Below are 19,427 nucleotides of genomic sequence, written 5' to 3'. Positions count from 1 at the left end.
CCTATCTGTCACCGCAGGGCACCCACCAGATGAGTGGAAGGGGCGGCGCGACTCCCACGAGGGCCGCACCTCACCACCGCGCCAACGCGGACATTGGGTATGGCTGACTGCGGCGGCCCGTCGGGCCACAGTTCGTCGATAAGTTGATCGACTGATACCAGTCGCCCCGGATTGCAGACGAGCATTGCCAGGACGGTCCGTTGTTTCGGTGTCCCGAGGGGCAGCACCATCGAATCGTGACGCACCGCGAGACCGCCGAGGATTTGAATCTGCACCGACCCCTCCACCGACTTCCACGAGTCGAACAACATCACGTACGTCGTGGCGAACTTGATCGCGATAAAGGACGGCGCCCGTAACGGACCGCTGAACATTTGATGCCACCAGCACCGGCATCGCCGGACAGACCGGCCGGCTGATCAACACCCGTTCGGGTCTCTTCGGCGGTCCGCTCCGGATGCCGCCCGAGGTGCCGTCGGCCCAGCCCACGGGCGTCCGGGCTGCTGGGGCGATGTCGATCTCGCGGTCGCCCCGCAGTCGATTCGGCCGCCGGGCCCACTGCCGGGCCAGTGGCTGGCGGGCGACCGCGATGAGCAGCCCTAGGATCACGCTGCGCGCTCGGCCGTCAGACTGACGCCTGCCGGTTGCGGCGATCCCGACCGAAGCGATGATGTAGCCGGCAAACCTGCCTGGGGACACTTGTCCGACCAGGAATTCCGCCAACGGAGAGGCTGGAAGTCGAAACGACCCGATGACGGAGTAGACCCTCCGTCAGGGCCCTGGGAACGGAACGTGACAGAGAATTGCCGTATTAGCCCATTCTGCGCAATACGACATATTTCGGTACCAACCGGGCCTGAGTCGCTCTAGATTCGGCAGCAGCACAAGCCGAATAGAGCTGGGGGTCGAAATGAAGTCGCACGAGTGGGCGTGATCCCTGCTTCTCGATGAGAAGCAGGCACAGTACGCTTGCGGAGCGCAGCCCCTCGGTAACGAATGGGGATGACGGTTGACTCCGCAAGACCGACAGACCGGGACCGATCGGCGGCTACGGCCGCTAGTCGGTCTCGTCGTCGTTATGGCCGCCACCGCCGGCGCCGTGTCCGTCGCTTACCTGCCGAACTACGGCGCCCTCACGGCCACTCTCCTCTGGCCCGCGCTGATCACCCTGGTGGCGCTCGGCTTCATCTTCAAGGTCCGGGTCCGAATCCGCTCCACCAACCACCACATCGCCTGGACCGAGACGGCGATCGTGATCGGCCTGGCGGTGGCACCCCCGTCGGTGGTGATCCTCGCTACCGGTTTCGGCGTGGCGATCGCCACCACCCTGATCCGGCTACCGCCGATCAAACAGTTCTTCGGCATCGGCAAGAACATGATGGTCGCCACCGCCGCCAGCCTGGTCCTGCAACTGTTCCAGTGGCCGCCGGCGAACTCCGACATCACCGGCACCATCGTCCCGTTGACGGCCGCCTACCTCGCCGCCGTGCTGCTCGACGAGTTCGTCACCCTGCCGGTCATCGCGATGGCCACCGGCACTTCGTTGGGGAAGTTGTTCCGCGAGGACTGGGGTCTGCGGCTGGCCGCCACCGTCACCCGCCTGGTCGTCATCGTCGGCACGGTCCTGATGATCAAGACCGACATCCGGATGCTCCTCGCCGTACCCCCGCTGGTACTCAGCCTGCACCTGCTCTACCTGGCCCGGGTCCGCAGCCGCACCGAGCAGCAGGCCTGGCAGCGCCTCGCCCAGACCACGGACGCCCTCAATGTCGTCAGACTGGACGAGGTCCTCACCACCGCGGTCACCCGGGCCACCGAACTCTTCTCCGCCGACGAGGTGGAGGTGGAACTACGCGACGACGCCCGGCTGGTCCGGGGCAACTGCGAGGGGATCAGCTACGACGGCCCCACCACCGCGGCTCCCGCCACGCCGGGCACGGTCGTGCCCGCACCCCTGGAGGGGCACGACCGGTCCATCGACGTGGGCGAGCTGCGGCTGCGTTTCCGGGGCACCGTGCAGCTCAACGAACGGGAGCGCTACACCCTGCGTACCTTCGCCTCGGCGCTGTGCACCGCAGTGCGCAACGCCCAGGCGTACGCCGAACTCGCCCGGGTGGCGCAGGCCCACGCCCACGCCGCCGCCCACGACGCGCTGACCGGGCTGGCCAATCGGCGTCAACTGCTCGACGAAGGCAACAAACAACTGCACCAGCGGCACGCCGACGGGGTCACCGCCCTGGTCCTCATCGACCTCAATCACTTCAAGGAGGTCAACGACACCCTGGGGCACGCCGCCGGTGACCAGATGCTGATCCAGGTGGCCGAACGACTCCGCGCCGCAGCCCGCGCGGGTGACCTGGTCGCCCGGCTCGGCGGCGACGAATTCGCCGTACTGCTGCGCACCCTGCCCGCCCCTGCGGTGGCCGCACACCGGGCCGAGACCCTGCTGGCAGCGCTGCACGAACCGTTCCACATCGAAGGTCTCCAGATCAGCGTCGAGGCCAGCGGCGGCATCGCCGTCGCGCCGGCCGCCGGCGGGATGGTCGAGTTGCTGCGCCGCGCCGATGTGGCGATGTACCAGGCCAAACGGGCCGGGCAACGGGTCGCCACCTACGCACCCGCCCGGGACACCGCCGATCTGGGTCGACTGGCCCTGGGTGGGGAACTGCCCCGCGCCGTCGCCGACCAGGAATTCACCGTCAACTTCCAGCCCATCGTCGACCTCGGCACCGGTGAGGTGATCGCCGCCGAGGCACTGGCCCGCTGGCGTCACCCCGCCCACGGCATGATCGACCCACTGCGGTTCCTGGAGACGGTCGAACGATCCGGCCTGCTCCCCGCGTTCGCCGAGGCGATCCTCGACCAGGCGCTGATCGCCGCCGGCACCTGGCGGGACGCCGGTTTCGACGTGCCGGTGGCGGTGAACGTCTCCCCACGCAGCCTGCTCGACGCCCGATTCCCCGGGGCCGTGCTGGCCCGGTTGCGCGCCCACGACCTGCCCCCGGACCGGCTGATGCTGGAACTCACCGAGACCCTAACCCTCAGCCAGCTCGACGTGGTCGACCAGGTGCTCACCCGGCTACGCGACTCCGGCGTCCGCCTGGCCCTGGACGACTTCGGGACCGGCTACTCCTCCCTGTCCCTGCTCTCCCGGATCCCGGTACACGAGCTGAAGATCGACCGCAGCTTCGTCACGGCGATGGAGTCCTCCGCCGAAGCCGCCGCCATCGTCCGCTCCACTCTCGACCTCGGCCGAAGCCTCAATCTCGCCGTGGTCGCCGAAGGGGTGGAACGGGAGCCGCAGCGCCGCGCCCTCTGGGAACTCGGCTGTGTCGCCGGTCAGGGGCACCTCTTCGCCCGTCCACTGGCCGCCGGGGCCCTGCTCGCGACCCTGCAACGCGGCACCGCGGGCCGTCCAGGTCACCTGGCGACCGCACTGCACGACGCCGGTGCGGTGGTCCGGCTGGCACCCGGACGCCGTCAGGGTGGCAGAGGGCGGCCACCAGCCGGCCTGACACACTCACCCGGGTGAGTATCGCCACCGCGACCCCCTCCCGCCTGAAATGGTGGCACCGTCTCGACTCCACCGGCGGCGGCCTCAGCGTCGACCTCGGCATCTACGCCGTCTCAGCCGCCTTCGCGGCAATCACCGCAGCTACCTCCACCCTGGTCCCGCACCGGCACTGGGGTGGCCTGGCCGCCCTCGGCTACCTGACCGCCGCGCTCCTGGCCACCGGCCAGCTTCTGGTCCGTCGCCGGCGCCCCGGCTCCGCCCTTGTCGGCGTGTCGGCCCGCTGGCTGGTCACCGGCCTGGCCTGGGCCGCCACCGCACTGCTGCCGCTGACCTGGCAGAGCGTCCAGCGGGCAGCCGGACGCACCGACCGGGCGCAGGAGGAGGTACTGGTCGTCGAGGACTCCGGTCGTCGCCTGCTGGAGACCGGCACCCCGTACCTCGGCCCCGACGCGATCGCCGCCCTGCCACCGGGTGAACAACTGCTCGGCTACACCCCGTACCAGCCGGGCATGGCCCTGTTCGGGCTGCCCCGCGCGCTGCACGAGGCCTGGTGGACCGACGCCCGGGTCTGGTTCGCCGTCGGCACCGCCCTGGCCCTGGTCCTGACCCTGCGTCTGCTGCTGCGGCCGGCCCTCGCCGGGCCGGCAGGTGACCCGGCCACCCTGCTGCGCGCCACGCAGGCCGCCACCGTACTCCCGGTCTGTGCCCTGACCCTCGCCACCGGTGGGGACGACCTGCCCGTGCTCGCCCTCTGCCTGCTGGCCCTCGCCTTCGCCGCTACCGCACGACCCGGCTGGGCCGGCATCGCGGTCGGGGCGGCCGGTGCCCTCAAGCTGTTCGCCTGGCCGGTCGCCGCGGTGCTGGTCATCTGGGGACTCACCCGACATGCCGGCCTGCGGGTCGCTGCGGGCGCGTTCGGGCTGCCCGCCCTGGCGCTGCTACCCACCCTGCTGGTCGACCACGAAGCCCTCGTGGAGAACGTGCTGCGCTTCCCCCTCGGGCACGGCCTGGTCGCCAGCCCCGCACAGTCACCCTTCCCCGGATACCTGGTCGCGGCCAACGTACCGGCCGGTCGCATCGTCGCCGCCGCGCTGCTGGTCGCGGCCGGCCTGGCCATCGCCGTCCGACTCGCCCGCCGCCCACCCCGCACCGCCCGGACCACCAGCCTGATCTGCGGGTACGGGCTGCTCACGGCGATCCTGCTGATGCCCACCACCCGGTTCGGCTACCTGCTGTACCCGATCGCGTTTCTGGTCTGGGCCCTGGCGCTGGACCCTCCCCGGATCCGGCAACCGGAGGACGAAGAGGCTCCGCGAGGCGTACACCTGAGGACATGAGCACCTACCGCGACCGCAGCGACGCAGGTCGGGCACTCGCCGACCGGCTCACCGCACTGACCGGCCGACCGGACGTCACCGTGCTCGGCCTGGTGCGCGGCGGAGTGCCGGTCGCCCGGGTCGTCGCCGAACGCCTCGGCGCACCGCTGGACGTGCTCGTGGTCCGCAAGCTCGGTATGCCCTGGGCGCCCGAGGTGGCCTTCGGCGCCCTCGGCCCCGGCGGGGTACGGGTGCTCAACGACCTGGTCGCCAGCCAACTCGATGCCGACGACATCGCCGAGGTCCAGCAACGCGAGCAGGCAGAACTCGACCGCCGGGAACGGCTCTACCGCGCCGGCCGCCCACCACTGGACCTGACCGGTCGTACGGCTCTGATCGTCGACGACGGCCTGGCCACCGGCGCGACCGCCCGAGCGGCCGTCCAGGTCGCCCGGCAACTCGGCGCCCGCCGTGTCGTGCTCGCCGTGCCGGTCGGCGCCCAAGAGGCCTGCGAGATCCTCAACGTCGAGGCCGACGAGGCGATCTGCGCCCGACGACCAGCCGACTTCGGTGCGGTCGGGGCCTACTACGACGACTTCCACGAGATTTCCGACGAGGAAGTCACCGAGGCGCTGACCGCCACCGCATGAGCCGACCAGGTACCTTCGATTCATGAGCCTGACCTGTCCCAAGTGCCGTGGAGACATGCGCCAGTACGAGCGCAGCGGCGTCGTCATCGACCAGTGCGGCGAGTGCCGGGGCATCTTCCTCGACCGCGGTGAGTTGGAGAAGCTGTTCGAGGCCGAGGCCAACTGGAACGCCCAGCAGACCCCGCCCGCTCCGCAGCCGACCCAGCGCGTCACCCCGCCGGGTGGTTACCCGCCGCCCCCGCCCGCCCCGCACCAGCCGGGCTACGGCGCGGTGCCTCCGCCCCCCGGCTATCCCGCGCCCGCCCCCATGTACGGCCAGGGGCAACAGCACTACGGCTACCACGGCCACTACCGGCGTAAGAAGCGCAAGAGCTTCCTCGACGACATGTTCGGCTGATCCAGCCCGCAGGTCCTCCGCTCCGGTGCCGGATCAGACGGCGCCGGAGCCGGGAGGCTGTCGGCAGGAAGTCCTGGCCGCCTCGACGGCCGGAAGGTCAGACGATGGCCATGTCCACGAAGCGCGACAGGTGCAACTGAGCCGCCACCGTCACCGTGTCGGTCGGGCCATTTCTGTGCTTGGCGACAATGAAATCCGCTTCCCCCGCACGCGGCGACTCCTTGTCGTAGTAGTCGTCACGATGCAGCAGGATGACAACGTCGGCATCCTGTTCGATCGAGTTGTGAGCGGCAATTCCGTTGGCGACGAAATTGTGCGTACCCAGCACGGTCGCGTCAAAGACGTCCTGCTCGCCGATCGGTTCGATGGATACGATCTCGTCCCAGAAAATATCGTTGGTGGCGTGCAAGTCGAGATCGACTGCGTCGAGCACCTGGGCGATGCTCGCCAGCCGTGAGCGGCTCGGTGATCTCTTCCACATCGCACTACCGCAAAACTGTGTGCCAACCGCCCTGGCAAACTCGCGGTGGGTCATGCCCCGGTCAACGAGGATCTCGCGGACTCGTTCCCAGACCTCACGGGGCACGGTGTCGACGTTCGTGTTGCTGTTCGTAGATTCCAAGGCAGCAAGCAAGCGCCCACAATTGATCGCTCTGTTTCCGTGCACACCAATCTCACGCAGGAACCGCAGTTGGTCGTCCCGCCCAGAGACGTCGAGCGTGTACTGCGTGCGGTAACGTGCCACCGGTACGGCCTTCAAACGCGCGGTAATGCCATACCGAAGCAACAGTCGAGAGACATCCTCAAGCATCCGTCGACTAGTTGACGAGTAGTAGATCCGACCACCGCGCCCGGACTTGTTGACGTGAACGCACCCATCGGTGGCCCACAAGTGCCGGACAAACAGCGTCACCTGTTCCTTGGGCAGGCTGAATACCTGCTGCGGCACGAACTTCTCGTGCGACCTCAGCCCGAAGAGACCGAAACCGTCAAGCCATTCAGCGATCGGATTGCGGCGGCCCCGGGCAAGCCGATAGGGAGCAGGTAGCCGCAGGGTGGTGACCCGAGCCGCCGGATACTCATCCCGGACAGCCGTGACGCCGAAGTGCTTGGCTGCCTCGGCGACGGCCTGCAAGTTGGCTTCGTCAACGCTGGCATATCGCACCGGCTGACGCCGGACGAACGACCCGTCACCGAGCAGGTGAGCAAGCAGGATCACCTCCGGCTCAGCCATAGGTCGAACGCTCAACGGTGGCGGTAGGTGCCGGGGCGTGGCGAGACGCGTACCCGCAGTCAATTCGCCGAGCGGCATCCAGCCGGCGAAGGTAAGAAACGGGTGGTTGGCCGTCGCGTCGATCTCTTTGCCCGACGCCAGCCTCAGCCGGAACACCGCTCGGCGTCCACTCGGGAAAACGTGCGTCATCGTGCGTGGGGTGTATCGCAGGCTTTCGTCCAGCGCCCAAACAGGCACATCTCTGGCCCCCTGCGCGAGAAGCTGACCGAGAGTGACTTCGGAGTTGTCGTCGGCGCGGATGAGTCGGGTTTCGGCCGTCAGACAGCCTGATTCACGCAGGTCGGACAGCTGCGGCCGCTTGTCGGTGCGTTGCTCCGGGCCACGGTTCAGCTGACTGACCGCGATGACCGGGCACTCGACCTCCTTGGCCAACAACTTCAGCCCTCGGGACAGGTCCGCGACCTCCTGCTGCCGGCTCTCGGTGCGCTTCGGTGAGGTCATCAGCTGGAGGTAGTCGACCACGATCAGCTTGAGGTCGTGTCGCTGCTTGAGGCGGCGGGCCTTGGCCCGGATCTCCATCAGGTTCATGCTCGGGGTGTCGTCCACGAACAGCGGAGCCTCGCTGATCTCGCCCATGCAGCGAGCCAGCTTGGTCCAGTCGTCGTCGGAGAGCTGCCCGCTACGCAGCACGTGCAGAGGCACCCGGGCCTCGGCCGAGAGCAGTCGCATGACGATCTCGACCTTGCTCATTTCCAGCGAGAAGATGGCCGCTGCCTGGTTCGCCCTGATGGCAGCATTCCGGGCGAAGTCCATGCTCGCGGTGCTGTTGTGGGTGGGAATCATCGACCGACCGGCCAGGTACAGATGGTCCTCGTTGTCGACCGTCACACACCGCACCGGGACGCTCGGCACCGGTCGCACGTCCACGATGTAGCGGGACCGGGTACCCGCACGACCGACCGCAGATCGGCGCGCCGCGTGCGACTCCCGCTTCCGGGTCAACCGGAACACCTCGTCCGAGGTCGAGAAGTTCAGCGTGAAAGCCGTCGAGCTCTCGGGAGTACGACCGTTGACTCGCCTACGGTTGATCGAGCATCGGTAGCCCAGGCTGACGACGAGTTCGTACACGTCCTCGGCCATCCGCTCCGAGGTGGTGGTGTATTGGACGTGTCCGGACGGTGCGACCGTGCCGTCGGTGTCGAGCAGTCCGGCCAGCAACTGCCGCCGCTGTTGCTCCGACCCTCGGAGGTAGGGCTGCGGAATGTGCTTGTCGTTCAGGACACCAACGGCTCGGAGCAGGCCGGTGAACGAGCCGTGCAACCGGCGACACGATGCGCAGTGGCGGGCACCGTTCCAGCTCGACTTCATGGTCGCACCGCAGGTCTGGCAACCCTGGCGGTCGGCGGTCTCGACCATGCCTCTCGACCTGGCGCCACACGTCCTTCCGCAGGTCCGCACCACAGCCGAGCGGGGAGTGAAGGTGACCCCGCAGACCACGCAGCACCGCTCGTCGAGTGGTGCCGGTGGCGGCAGCTTGAGGTTGTAGGAGTAGGTTCCGCTTCCCGGGGTGACCAGAAAGCCGTCGGCTTCGACGTACTGGGCGATCTCCGGGTCCGCCGATGTGAATCGGGCACCTGCGGAGTGCCCGTCGCCCAGCCACACCCCGAGGGTGTACGGGGGGATCGGCAGGTCTTCGCGGGCCGGCAGGGACAGCGGCCGAGCATTGTCCACCGCGTGGTTCGCACGCCCGTCAGTCGGATGGCGCAGGGTCGCGGCGATGTGCTCGGTGGTGACGGCCCGGGGGTGCGCCACGGTCGTCTCGCTGTTCATGACCCGGTTCACCCGGCTCAGGTGTGCGTCGAACAACGCGTGGGCGCTGTAGGCGTCGACCGTCCGACGCCAGGGCCTGCCGTTGCGGGAGTACTGACGTTCGACCGTACCGGCGACCCCGACCTTGGCAGCCACGACGTGCAGGACGTTCCGGAACTCGGAGCCGGCGATCTCCACGGCTTCCCGGTAGGTGACGAGTCGGTCAGGGGCGGCGGCGACGGCCCGGTGTACGGCTGCCGCCTTGGCGCGTGACGGAGCGTCCCACTGGTGGCGCGGCCGGAGCTCGTTCTGTTGACGGCGCGAGGCTCTGGTGGTCGTCGTCCACAGGTGCTCGGCATCGGCGACGATGACCGAACCGTCGGAGAACTCGACCTCGTAGCAAGGGCGACCGTGGCGGACCTCGAAGGCGTGGGTGACAGTGGTGGGTCGGCCATCCGCACCGATCAGCTGATCGCCTACCTGCACCTCACCCATCGTGGTCCAGCCGGTCGGGGTCGGCAGGGGTGTGTCGAGGGCGAGCGCCTTTCCGAGACCAGGTCGGCCTGCCACGATGATCAATTGGCCGGCGTGTAGGCCGTTGAGCAGTCGGTCCAGGTCGGTGAAGCCGGTGGGTACCCCGGTCATCATCCCGCCCTGGGCGCCGACGGCCTCGATCTCGTCCAGGGTCGGCTGGAGCATGTCGGCGAGTACGGCGAAGTCCTCGCTCACCCGCCGCTCGGTGACGTCGTAGACGGCCTGCTGGGCCAGATCGACGACGTCGTCGACGTCTCGGCTACCGCCACTGGCGGTGCCGTAGCCGAGCTGGACGATGCGGGTACCCGCCTCCACCAGTCGCCGCAGCACGGCACGCTCGCTGACGATCCGCGCGTAGTAGGCCGCGTTCGCGGCCGTGGGCACGCTGGCGATCAGGGTGTGCAGGTAGGGCGCACCACCGACGCGGGCCAGGTCACCGGAGTCCGCCAGGGCCGCCGCCACGGTGATCGCGTCAGCGGGCTCACCGCGGCCGTAGATCTCCAGAATGATGTCGAAGATGGTGGCGTGCATCGGCCGGTAGAAGTCGTTGGTCTTGAGGATCTCGACGACGTCGGCGATGGCGTCCTTGGACAGCAGCATGCCGCCCAGGACGCATTGTTCGGCGGCGATGTCCTGCGGCGGGGTCTTGTCGAAGTGGCCGTCGGATTGCGGCGGGCCGGACGATGGACCGCCCCTGAACGGCTCTGTCCGCATGTCGTCGGTGACCGACACTGGCCCCCCTCCACTGCGTCGGTGCGGCTCCGGGCAGGCTCGCCCGGGGTACCACCAAGGTTGACGTCCGCGTCGATCGGGGGCCATCGGGCGGGCGGCTTGGGCCACCATACGGAACCCGAGGTCAGGCACTCAACCGCCGCGGTGGACGAGCCTCGGGACAACCTGTGGACACCGGCGGGCAGAGCTGTGCGCAGGTTGTGCACAGGGTGTGGATAACTCTTGAAGATCCCTCCGCATTTCCATGCTGACCTGCACAGACATAATCCACAGCCTGTGGATACGAATTTCCGGGTAGGGCTTTGTCCCGATACTCCCGTAGGATCGGTGCCTACGGCTACACCTGGACAATCGGTGGCCTACGGCTACACCTGGACAGCGGATTGCACTTTCGGTTGAGAAGGGTCACGCTCCGTCCGTGAGTTACCGGGACTGGGCACGCGGGGAGGACGGCCCGCGTGAGCGACGGCCGGCCGCGTCGTGGGCCGATCCCGTCGAGAGCGGTCCGGAGGACCGCTACGACTCCGCCGTCGAGCGTTACCGCACCCCTAGCCGCCGCCGGGCGATCGAGCGTGGACAGGACGAGCCTGCCGAGCCGTACCTGCCGCGATGGGCGCTGGAGTCGGGCGTAAGCAGCGTGGACGGCGGCGGCCGGCACGCCGCCCCGGACGCCGACGCCGACAACGAGGCCGGTCCCCGCTATGCGGGCAGTCGTCGTACCCCGGAGACGACCGGCCGTGGCCGGCGGGCCGCCCGTTCGGCGGAACGTGACTTCCCGTTCGCCGCTCAGGAATCCTCCTCGGACCACATCCGGGAGTGGCGGTTCGACCGACCCCAGGACGACGGGTACGTCGGCAGCCGACGAGCGGCCGACGATGACCCGGTGTCCGGTGTGGCGCCGCAGAGCCGGCCCCGTCGGGCGCAGTCCCGGCACCGCCAGGTGACCTGGTCGGACCTGCCCGAGGAGAGTGAGCAGCCAGCCGGCTCGGAGCCGAGCGCTACGCAGCCGGCGCGGCGTCGTCGTCGCGCCCCGGAGCCCGCTCCCGCCCAGGCGGTGGATCCCTGGGAGCGGGCGGCCGAGCCCTGGGAGCGGGCGGCGGAGCCGTGGGAGCGCAGGGCCAGACCGGAAAGCATGCGGCCAGCGGTCGATCCCTGGGACGCCTCCGGTCTGCACGCCTGGCACCAGCCTGCCGAGGCCGGTACCCGGGGGGAGCCGACTTCCGCCGACCCTTGGGACGCCGACAGCACCAGTCAGTGGCTGCGAACCTCCGCCTCGGATCAGTGGCTTGAGCCCGACCAGACAGGCCAGTGGCTTGCGCCGGACCAGACAGGTCAGTGGCTTCAGCCGGACCGCACCGGCCAGTGGGAGGGTGCGGCGGCCGAGACCGAACAGTGGGACCGGCGGCGTGGCGAGAACCGGTGGGAAGGGTATTCCGAGCCGGATCGGTGGGACCGTACGCAGCCTCCGGGCTCGCGAGCCACCTCGGGTGCCGGGCAGTGGTCCTGGACTGAGCCGGCCGAGCCGGAGCCGGTGCAGAACGGTTTCTGGCCCGGCACCCGATTGGCCGGTGACGATCCGCGGTGGGTGGAGGCGAGCGCCTCCGCACCGAGGTCGCCGGTCGTCGGTTACACCGCGCCTCGCCCGCGTACGACTGCCCGGCGGCGCCCGGTCGCGGCGCCTGCGCCGCGGCAGACGGGTATGGCCTCGGTACGGCGGCGCATCGAGGCGGTCGGTACCGGCGGGTGGAGCCGGCGGCTGGAAGACGACCTGCTGGACCCGGATCCCGGGGCACCCTGGTTGCCGCTGCTCTACACTGCGGGCTGCTATCTGCTACCCGCAGTGGTGATCTTCATCTGGCTGCTGACCTTGGATGGTGCACCGCCGACGGGCTGTGTGACCGACATCAGCGGCGGGGGCTGCGAGTCGCCCCGGGCCCGAGCCTTCGGAGCGATGGTGGCGGGAACCCCCCGCTTCGGACTGGCGTTGGTAAGCAGCCTGGTGGTCGCCATGTTGTTGCGGCGGGTCGGCACCACCTGGAAGCCGACGACGGTGGCGCTAGCGGCGGCGGTGGTCGGTGGCGGCCTCTCGACGGTGTTGATCAGCGCGGTGACCGGCCAGCCCATCGGCTGAGGGATCGGCGACCAAGGCGTGCCCGGCACCTGCGATGACGCGCTGGGCTTGCCCGGCACCTGCGATGGTGCGCTTGACGCGACCGGACCTACCCCCACTTGACGTGACCGGGCCTGCACCATCTGAGTGATGGTGCAGGCCCGGTCAGTTGCCGTCTTGCGGGGTCAGCCCTGCACGACGTTGAGGTTGAACGTAGCGGTCACCTCGGGGTGCAGCTTGATCCGCACCGGGTGCGACCCGATCGACTTGATGTGACCGGACACCTCCAGCCGACGACGGTCGAGCGGCGGGCCGCCAGCCGCCTTGACGGCGTCGACGATCTCGGCCGGGGTGACCGAGCCGAACAGCCGACCGCCCTCGCCGGCACGGGCCTTGAGGTTGACCTTGAGGGCCTCAAGCTGGCCCTTGACCTCGTTGGCGTGGCCGAGGTCGCGGATCTCCCGGGCCGAGCGGGCCCGCTTGATCAGGGTGACCTGCTTCTCGGCGCCCTTGGTCCAGGCGATCGCGAAGCCCTGCGGGAGGAGGTAGTTACGGCCGTAGCCGTTCTTGACCTCCACGATGTCGCCCGGGGCGCCGAGCCCGGACACTTCCTGAGTCAGGATGATCTTCATGTCGGCACCTCCTCTCAGCGGGCCGTCGCCGTGTACGGCAGCAACGCCATCTCACGGGCGTTCTTGACCGCGCGGGCGATCTGCCGCTGCTGCTGCGAGGTGACGCCGGTCACCCGCCGAGCGCGGATCTTGCCGCGGTCGGAGATGAACTTGCGCAGCAGTGCGGTGTCCTTGTAATCGATGTAGGTGATCCCGTCCTTGTCGAGCGGGTTCACCTTCTTCTTCGGCTTGCGCAGTGCCGCAGCCTTCGCCATTGCTCTTGCTCCTGGTTTACGATCACGGGCGCTCGGCGCCATTAGAACGGTGGCTCCTCATCGAAGTTGCCGCCACCCGAACGTGAGGGTGCCGGTGCGGCCGAAGCCCAGGGGTCGTCGAAGTTGCCTCCGCCGCCGCCCTGGCCACCACCACCACCACCGCCGCCGCCGAAGCCGCCGCCACTGCCACCGGAGCGGGACATCTTCTGCACCTTCGCCGTGGCGTAGCGCAGTGATGGGCCGATCTCGTCGACCTCCAGCTCGATGACGGTGCGCTTCTCGCCCTCGCGGGTCTCGTAGGACCGCTGACGCAGCCGGCCCGACACGATCACGCGGGCGCCGCGCTGAAGCGACTCCGCCACGTGCTCCGCGGCCTGACGCCAGACGGTGCACGCGAGGAACAACGGCTCGCCGTCCTTCCACTCGCCGGAGGCCTTGTCCATGAACCGGGGCGTCGAAGCGACCCGGAACTTGGCGACCGCGGCCCCGGAGGGGGTGAACCGCAACTCGGGGTCATCGGTCAAGTTGCCGATGACCGTGATGGTGGTGTCTCCTGCCATGACCATCTCCTCGCGCACTCATGCGTATGCCGTACAGGTTCTCAGAACCCTCCGACAGCACGGATGAGGCTGATCCGGGTGGGGGGCTGGGTGGATTGCTTAGCGCATCTCCGGCCGGATGACCTTGGTGCGCAGCACGGACTCGTTGAGCCGGAGCTGACGATCCAGCTCCGCCACGGCCTCCGGGGTCGCCTGAAGATCGACGACGGCGTAGATGCCTTCGGCCTTTTTGTTGATCTCGTACGCGAGGCGCCGGCGGCCCCACACGTCGGTCTTCTCCACCGAGCCACCCGCGGTCCTGATCACGTTCAGGTACGTGTCGAGCGACGGGGCGACGGTGCGCTCCTCGAGGCTGGGGTCGAGGATCACCATGATCTCGTAATGACGCAAGACTTTCTCACCTCCTGTGGGCTATGCGGCCACGGTCCATCCGTGGCAGGAGGTCGTGCGTCGTCGCCCGCCCCGACCAGGGGAACCCGATACGGGAGCGGACAACCTGACCAGGATACCCGGCCCAGACGATCACCAGCCGCGAGGTGACCGGGCACAGCGAGCCGGGGGTCCGAGTCGACGTCGCTGTCGACCCGGACCCCCGGTTCAGATGACCGCGAGGCGCCTCGTCCGCATTCCTTGGGTGGGACCTGGGGAGGAACGACCACACCGATGAGGTTGGACCGGAGACGCCCCGCGGAGCTTTATCATGTTGTTATCTGACGTTATCGCTGAAGTCAGTGCTTCGCGGTCGAAATCCCAGAATTACCGACAAATTTCTCAACCACCGGCCGTCGGCACTCCTACCGACCGGATTGCAGTTGTCGACATCCACCGGGATCAACGACTCCGGTCAGCCACGGTGACGCGACCCGGTGGTGGGTCACCGTGCCTGTCAGGTACGCGACGTAGGCTCCCCTGCATGCGTATCGGAGCCCACGTCGATCCGACCGACCCGCTGGCGGAGGCGACTGCCCGAGCGGCCGACGCCGTGCAGTTCTTCCTCGCCGACCCGCAGGGTTGGAAGGCGCCACAGCCGCGAGACGATGCGGAGCGGCTACGCACCGCCGAAGTCGACGTCTACGTGCACGCGCCGTACGTCATCAACGTCGCCACCGGCAACAACCGCATCCGGATTCCCAGCCGCAAGCTGCTGCTCGCCCACGCCAAGGCGGCGACGGCCATCGGCGCGAAGGGCCTGGTGGTCCACGGTGGGCATGTCAACGCCGGTGACGACCCGCAGACCGGCTTCGACAACTGGCGCAAGGCCCTGGCCTACGCCCAGGAGGGGGGCGGCTTCGGACTGCCGGTGCTGATCGAGAACACCGCCGGCGGCGAGAACGCCTGCGCTCGACGACTCGACGCCCTGGCCCGGCTGTGGGACGCCGTCGGTGACCACGAGGTCGGCTTCTGCCTCGACACCTGCCACGCCCATGCCGGTGGCGAGGAACTCCTCGACCTGGTGGACCGGGTCAAGGCCATCACCGGGCGGATCGACCTGGTGCACGCCAACAACTCCAAGGACGGCTTCGGGTCCGGTCGGGACCGCCACGACAACCTGCGCGGCGGGACGATCGACCCGCAACTGCTGGTGGCGGTGATCCGGGCAGCGGGAGCTCCGGTCATCGTGGAGACCCCGGGCGGCACCACTGGGCAGAGCGAGGACATCGCCTTCCTGCGCACCCAGCTCGACCCGGAGACGGCGGTGCGATGACGACCGATCAGTCCTCCTCCGGCAGCCCACGGCCGACCACCGGTGACGATCCGCCCCGCAGCGATCCCGCCGACGGGCAGCCCGACACCGAGCCGGTAGCGGGAAAGTCGACCTCCGGTGGCGAGAAGCCGGCCGAGATCGACCCGACCCCGAAGCACCCGAAGTCCGACCGCACCGCAGCACGGCCCGACAACGGCAACGGTCGGAAGCCTGCCGACAAGGACGGCACCGCCAAGCCGGGCGAGGCGAAGACGGCCAAGGACACCGGGCCCACGGCCCCCTCCGGCAAGGGTGAGAAGAAGGCTTCGGGGAAGGCGACCAGCACCACGGACCAGCCCGGCACGAGCACGAAGCCGACCACCGGTGCGGCCAAGAAACCAGGGCCCGGTGAGAGCGAGGAGCCGCCGACCGGCAAGGGCAAGAAGCCGACCGACGAGGGCAAGAAGCCGACCGACGAGGGCAAGAAGCCCGAGGACGATGCGGGCAGCAAGCCGGCCGGCAAGGACAAGAAGCCCAAGGACGATGCGGGCAAGAAGCCGGGGACCGACGAGGGTGAGAGCGACGGCAAGGACAAGGCCGAGGACAAGGATCCGTGGGCGGCGTTCGGGCCCGCGCCCGAGCCGGTGCCCAGGTGGTACGGGCGGCTGGCCCGCAGGTCCGGTCGGCTCCTGATCCACGAGTGGACCCTGGCCGTACTCGGCTCCTTGGCGTTGGCCGTGCTGATGACCTGGCCCACCCTGCGCTACCCCCGCCACACCCTGCCCCACGACTACTGGGACCCGAGCCTGCAGGCGTGGCAGATGGCCTGGTCGGGGCAGGCCCTGCGCACCGACCCGGCCCAACTGTGGCACTCCAACGCCTTCTTCCCGGAGCGGTGGAGTTTCGCCTTCTCCGACACCCTGCTCGGCTACGCGCCGGCTGGGCTGATCGGGAGCGGGCCCGAGGACGCCCTCCTCCGGTACAACATCATGTTCGTGCTGGCCCACGCGCTGGCCACCTTCGGGGCGTACGTGCTGGCGCGTCAGCTCGGGGCGGGCCGGATCGGTTCCGCGGTGGCCGGGGTCAGCTACGCCTACGCACCCTGGCTGCTGTCCCAGGCGGGACACCTGCACGTGATCTCCAACGGGGGTATTCCGTTGGCCCTGGCCATGCTGGCCCGGGGGCACGGTTGGTCATTGCGGCACGGCTACCGGCCCGAACGCCGACATGAGGGCTGGGTCTACACCGGCTGGCTGGTCGCCGCCTGGCAGTTGAGCCTGGGCTTCGGCATCGGTCTGCCGTTCGCGTACGTCCTCGCGGGCACGGTCCTCGTGGCCCTGCTGATCTGGTTCGCCAAGCGGATCTTCTGGCGGGTGAAGCGGCCCTTCGGTCAGCGGTTGTTCGCGGCCGACCTGATCGGCGGGCTGATCTTCGCCGGGGTCGGGGTGCTGCTGGCCATGCCCTACTTCACGGTGGCGCAACTGCATCCGAACGCCGAGCGCAGCATCGACGACATCGCCGCCTACTCGCCGCCTGCCAGCAGCTTCGTCACCGCTCCGGGGGAGTCCCGCATCTGGGGTGGGCTGCACGAGGGGGCCCGGGCCATCCTGCCGTGGCATCCGGAGATGACCCTGCTGCCCGGCTTCGCGCTCTACGCGCTGGCCCTCGGTGGCCTGTTCTTCTCGATCTGGACGATCCGGCAACGCCTGTTCCTGCTGGCCGGGGTCCTGGTGGCGATGATCCTGTCGATGGGCACCCGGTTCTTCGGCGGCGACTTCACCTACGTGCCCCTGTTCGAGTATCTACCGGGCTGGAACGGCATCCGTACCCCCGGTCGGCTGATGCTCTGGGCCACCCTGCTGCTCGGGTTGCTGGCGGCGGGTGCGGTGAGTGCCTTCTCCCAGCGGGTGCGGGAGGTCTACGCCGAGCGGATCCCGTCCTGGCCCAGCCCGTGGCTGCGGCTGGCCACTCTGCTGCCGCTGCTGCTGGTCATCGTGGAGGGCACGAACACCACCCCGCATCCGGTGGTGCCGAAGCAGCCGGCTGCCATGCGGACCGTCGACGGCCCGTTGCTGGTGCTGCCGAGCAGCCAGAACCACGACCAGCCGGTGATGTTGTGGTCCACCACCCGGTTCCAGGACATCGTCAACGGCGGCAGCGGGTTCACCCCTCGCCAGCTCAACGACGTCCGCCAGGTGACCATGACCTTCCCGGACCAGACCAGCGTGGACTATCTGCGCACCCTCGGCGTACAGAATGTGCTGGTGCTGCGCGAGGAGATCACCGGTACGCCGTGGGAGGTCAGTGTCGACGCGCCCCTGGACGGGTTGGACATCACCCGCGAGGAGATGGGCTTGGTCGTCCTGTTCCGACTCTGAGGCTCCGGGGCACCCGGGCGGGGTGCCCCGGACGCTCAGCTCGTCGGGACCGGGGTGGGCGTGACGGCCGCCGGGGCCTCTCGACGCTGCCGAAAGCGGTCGAGCCAGGGCGCGTCCGGGGTGCCGTCGAGGAGACCCCCGTCGGGATCGTCGGCATAGTTGCGGCGTACGGCGTCCTGCTCGGGGTGCAGGATCTCCCGGACCACGAGTACGCACAGCGCCACCACAGTGCCCAGGCGCAGGCTGGCGGCCAGCACGAACACGCCTTCCGGGATGACCGGGGTGCTGGTCGCGGAGCCGAGCAGTTGACCGTAGAAGGCGACGAAGTAGCCGACCTCGGCGATCTGCCAGGCGATGAAGGCTCCCCACTTGGGTCGGGCCAGCACCAGCAGCGGCAGCAGCCAGAGCACGAACTGCTGCGACCAGACCTTGCTGAAGACGAGGAAGGCGGCGACCACCAGGAAGGCGAGTTGGGCCAGGCGGGGCCGGCGCGGTGCGAGCAGGCCCAGTGCGCCGATGGCGAGACAGGCCAGTCCGAACAGTGCGTACGACAGGTAGTTGAGGGTGGGGATGTTCGCATCCAGCCACTGGAACGGGCCGATGGCGGCCGGGTCGCCGAACTTGCCGTCCAGGTAGCGGGCGATGTACCAGAGGGTTCCCCAGTCGATCGGACGCTCGGTGTTCAGTTCGAAGAACCGGTTCCAGTTCTCCCGGTACGGAATCGCGGCCGGCAGGTTCACCAGCACCACCGTCACCGCTGCGGTGATGATTGGCACCACGGCGGCCCACACCCGGTTGGCACGGATGGCGAGCACCAGAATGGGCCCCAGGATGAACAGCGGCCACATCTTCGCCGCACCGCCCAGCCCGATCAGTACTCCGGACAGGGCCGCGAGGATCAGCCCGGACCGGCCGTCGCGGGTCCGCGCCCAGACCAGCAGACCCAGGGCGGCCAGGCCGATGGCCAGGAAGTCCCAGTTGACGGTGGCGGTGAGCAGCAGCGCGGGGGAGAGCGCGAACAGCGCCGCGTCCCAGGGTCGTCGGCGGCGCAGCGACAGCAGCACCATCACCGTGGCCAGCGCCAGGGCACCGAGCACGAGTGCGTTGAGGTTGTAGAACCACTGCCCCTGGTTGATCTCCGGGTTGCCTTCACCGACGCCGTGCACCGGCAGCCCCAGGGCACCCATGAAGTACCCGGTCAGCACGGGGTACTCGACGGGGTGATCCCGGTAGGGCACGGCGCCCTCGTTGAGCCGTTCGGCGTAGTAGAGCGCCAGCACGTCGGTGTAGCAGAACCGGGTGTACTGCTCGTTGTCCGCCCAGGCACCGTCCTGGCAGGGTGATTTCTGCACCCAGTGCAGGACGAGGGTCAGGCAGGTCAGCGCCAGGACGACCCGTACCGCGTTCCAGAACCGCCCGCCGCGTTGGCGGTCGCGGCTGACGGCGTGGTCGCCCAGCGGACCGCCGATCAGGCCGGACAGCCCGCGAACGAAGCCGTCGGAGCGGGACGGGTGGTCGATGGCATCAGATTCATCGATGCCCGGCGTCGACTTCGTGCTCATGACCGTGCATCCTGCCGTATCAGTTGCCCGGGTAGAAGCCGAAACCGCCCCGACATCACAG

General features: G+C 69.0%; 14 protein-coding genes. 7 read left to right on the top strand and 7 right to left on the bottom strand.

The window, feature by feature from the left end; translation table 11 throughout:
• Positions 1-8 precede the first annotated feature (8 nt).
• A complete protein-coding gene (locus tag ACLQ2T_RS20970; protein WP_425768037.1) occupies positions 9-374 on the bottom strand; it encodes an AfsR/SARP family transcriptional regulator in 366 nt (121 codons plus the stop codon).
• Between the two features lie 704 nt (positions 375-1,078).
• Between ACLQ2T_RS20970 and ACLQ2T_RS20965 the strand changes: the two genes are divergently transcribed.
• From ACLQ2T_RS20965 to ACLQ2T_RS20950, 4 genes are read left to right on the top strand one after another with little or no spacing between them, the layout of a single operon-like run.
• Entirely contained in the window at positions 1,079-3,532 is a 2,454-nt protein-coding gene (locus ACLQ2T_RS20965) for a putative bifunctional diguanylate cyclase/phosphodiesterase (RefSeq protein ID WP_425768036.1), read from the top strand.
• A gap of 2 nt (positions 3,533-3,534) precedes the next feature.
• A complete protein-coding gene (locus ACLQ2T_RS20960; RefSeq protein ID WP_425768121.1) occupies positions 3,535-4,851 on the top strand; it encodes a glycosyltransferase 87 family protein in 1,317 nt (438 codons plus the stop codon).
• The gene (locus ACLQ2T_RS20955) at positions 4,848-5,480 is read left to right on the top strand and encodes a phosphoribosyltransferase (protein WP_425768035.1); all 633 of its coding nucleotides are present in this window, start codon (positions 4,848-4,850) and stop codon (positions 5,478-5,480) included. Before ACLQ2T_RS20960 ends, ACLQ2T_RS20955 begins: the two co-directional genes overlap by 4 nt.
• 22 nt (positions 5,481-5,502) lie before the next feature.
• Positions 5,503-5,877, top strand: coding sequence for a zf-TFIIB domain-containing protein (locus ACLQ2T_RS20950; protein WP_327023541.1), 375 nt, complete (start codon positions 5,503-5,505; stop codon positions 5,875-5,877).
• Between the two features lie 97 nt (positions 5,878-5,974).
• On the opposite strand, the gene ACLQ2T_RS20945 is transcribed toward ACLQ2T_RS20950, so the two are convergent.
• Positions 5,975-10,168 (bottom strand): replicative DNA helicase, encoded by a 4,194-nt coding sequence (locus ACLQ2T_RS20945; RefSeq protein WP_425768120.1) that lies wholly within the window; start codon positions 10,166-10,168, stop codon positions 5,975-5,977.
• A gap of 436 nt (positions 10,169-10,604) precedes the next feature.
• On the opposite strand from ACLQ2T_RS20945, the gene ACLQ2T_RS20940 reads away from it, so the two are divergent.
• Positions 10,605-12,317 carry a hypothetical protein gene (locus ACLQ2T_RS20940; protein WP_425768034.1) on the top strand — a complete coding sequence of 571 codons (1,713 nt, stop codon included), beginning with the start codon at positions 10,605-10,607 and terminating at the stop codon, positions 12,315-12,317.
• Between the two features lie 164 nt (positions 12,318-12,481).
• Here ACLQ2T_RS20940 and rplI read toward each other — a convergent pair whose 3' ends face one another.
• The 4 genes from rplI to rpsF form a co-directional block, all read right to left on the bottom strand.
• Positions 12,482-12,928 (bottom strand): 50S ribosomal protein L9, encoded by a 447-nt coding sequence (gene rplI, locus ACLQ2T_RS20935; protein WP_425768033.1) that lies wholly within the window; start codon positions 12,926-12,928, stop codon positions 12,482-12,484.
• A 14-nt stretch (positions 12,929-12,942) separates the two neighbouring features.
• Positions 12,943-13,182: a 30S ribosomal protein S18 gene (rpsR, locus tag ACLQ2T_RS20930; protein ID WP_007073789.1), complete on the bottom strand. Its 240-nt coding sequence runs from the start codon at positions 13,180-13,182 to the stop codon at positions 12,943-12,945.
• A gap of 41 nt (positions 13,183-13,223) precedes the next feature.
• Complete coding sequence (locus ACLQ2T_RS20925) at positions 13,224-13,760, bottom strand: single-stranded DNA-binding protein (protein ID WP_425768032.1); 537 nt, start codon at positions 13,758-13,760, stop codon at positions 13,224-13,226.
• A gap of 81 nt (positions 13,761-13,841) precedes the next feature.
• Positions 13,842-14,132, bottom strand: a complete 291-nt coding sequence (gene rpsF / locus ACLQ2T_RS20920; protein ID WP_013736576.1) for a 30S ribosomal protein S6 — start codon at positions 14,130-14,132, stop codon at positions 13,842-13,844.
• Between the two features lie 523 nt (positions 14,133-14,655).
• Between rpsF and ACLQ2T_RS20915 the strand changes: the two genes are divergently transcribed.
• Positions 14,656-15,447, top strand: coding sequence for a deoxyribonuclease IV (locus ACLQ2T_RS20915; RefSeq protein ID WP_425768031.1), 792 nt, complete (start codon positions 14,656-14,658; stop codon positions 15,445-15,447).
• The gene (locus ACLQ2T_RS20910; RefSeq protein WP_425768030.1) at positions 15,444-17,804 is read left to right on the top strand and encodes a hypothetical protein; all 2,361 of its coding nucleotides are present in this window, start codon (positions 15,444-15,446) and stop codon (positions 17,802-17,804) included. The genes ACLQ2T_RS20915 and ACLQ2T_RS20910 overlap by 4 nt, the downstream gene beginning before the upstream one ends.
• A 35-nt stretch (positions 17,805-17,839) precedes the next feature.
• On the opposite strand, the gene ACLQ2T_RS20905 is transcribed toward ACLQ2T_RS20910, so the two are convergent.
• Positions 17,840-19,366, bottom strand: coding sequence for a glycosyltransferase family 87 protein (locus ACLQ2T_RS20905; RefSeq protein ID WP_425768029.1), 1,527 nt, complete (start codon positions 19,364-19,366; stop codon positions 17,840-17,842).
• Positions 19,367-19,427: the final 61 nt, after the last annotated feature.

Origin of the sequence: Micromonospora sp. DT229 (assembly GCF_049844505.1) — a bacterium.
Lineage (GTDB): Bacteria > Actinomycetota > Actinomycetes > Mycobacteriales > Micromonosporaceae > Micromonospora.
This window is presented reverse-complemented; position numbering and strand designations above follow the sequence as displayed.

Bases quoted from the DNA above. Each gene is read 5' to 3' on its own strand.
- ACLQ2T_RS20970 (WP_425768037.1), bottom strand. From the start codon at position 374: ATGTTCAGCGGTCCGTTACGGGCGCCGTCCTTTATCGCGATCAAGTTC.
- ACLQ2T_RS20965 (WP_425768036.1), top strand. From the start codon at position 1,079: ATGGCCGCCACCGCCGGCGCCGTGTCCGTCGCTTACCTGCCGAACTAC.
- ACLQ2T_RS20955 (WP_425768035.1), top strand. From the start codon at position 4,848: ATGAGCACCTACCGCGACCGCAGCGACGCAGGTCGGGCACTCGCCGAC.
- ACLQ2T_RS20950 (WP_327023541.1), top strand. From the start codon at position 5,503: ATGAGCCTGACCTGTCCCAAGTGCCGTGGAGACATGCGCCAGTACGAG.
- ACLQ2T_RS20945 (WP_425768120.1), bottom strand. From the start codon at position 10,168: ATGCGGACAGAGCCGTTCAGGGGCGGTCCATCGTCCGGCCCGCCGCAA.
- rplI (WP_425768033.1), bottom strand. From the start codon at position 12,928: ATGAAGATCATCCTGACTCAGGAAGTGTCCGGGCTCGGCGCCCCGGGC.
- rpsR (WP_007073789.1), bottom strand. From the start codon at position 13,182: ATGGCGAAGGCTGCGGCACTGCGCAAGCCGAAGAAGAAGGTGAACCCG.
- ACLQ2T_RS20915 (WP_425768031.1), top strand. From the start codon at position 14,656: ATGCGTATCGGAGCCCACGTCGATCCGACCGACCCGCTGGCGGAGGCG.
- ACLQ2T_RS20910 (WP_425768030.1), top strand. From the start codon at position 15,444: ATGACGACCGATCAGTCCTCCTCCGGCAGCCCACGGCCGACCACCGGT.
- ACLQ2T_RS20905 (WP_425768029.1), bottom strand. From the start codon at position 19,366: ATGAGCACGAAGTCGACGCCGGGCATCGATGAATCTGATGCCATCGAC.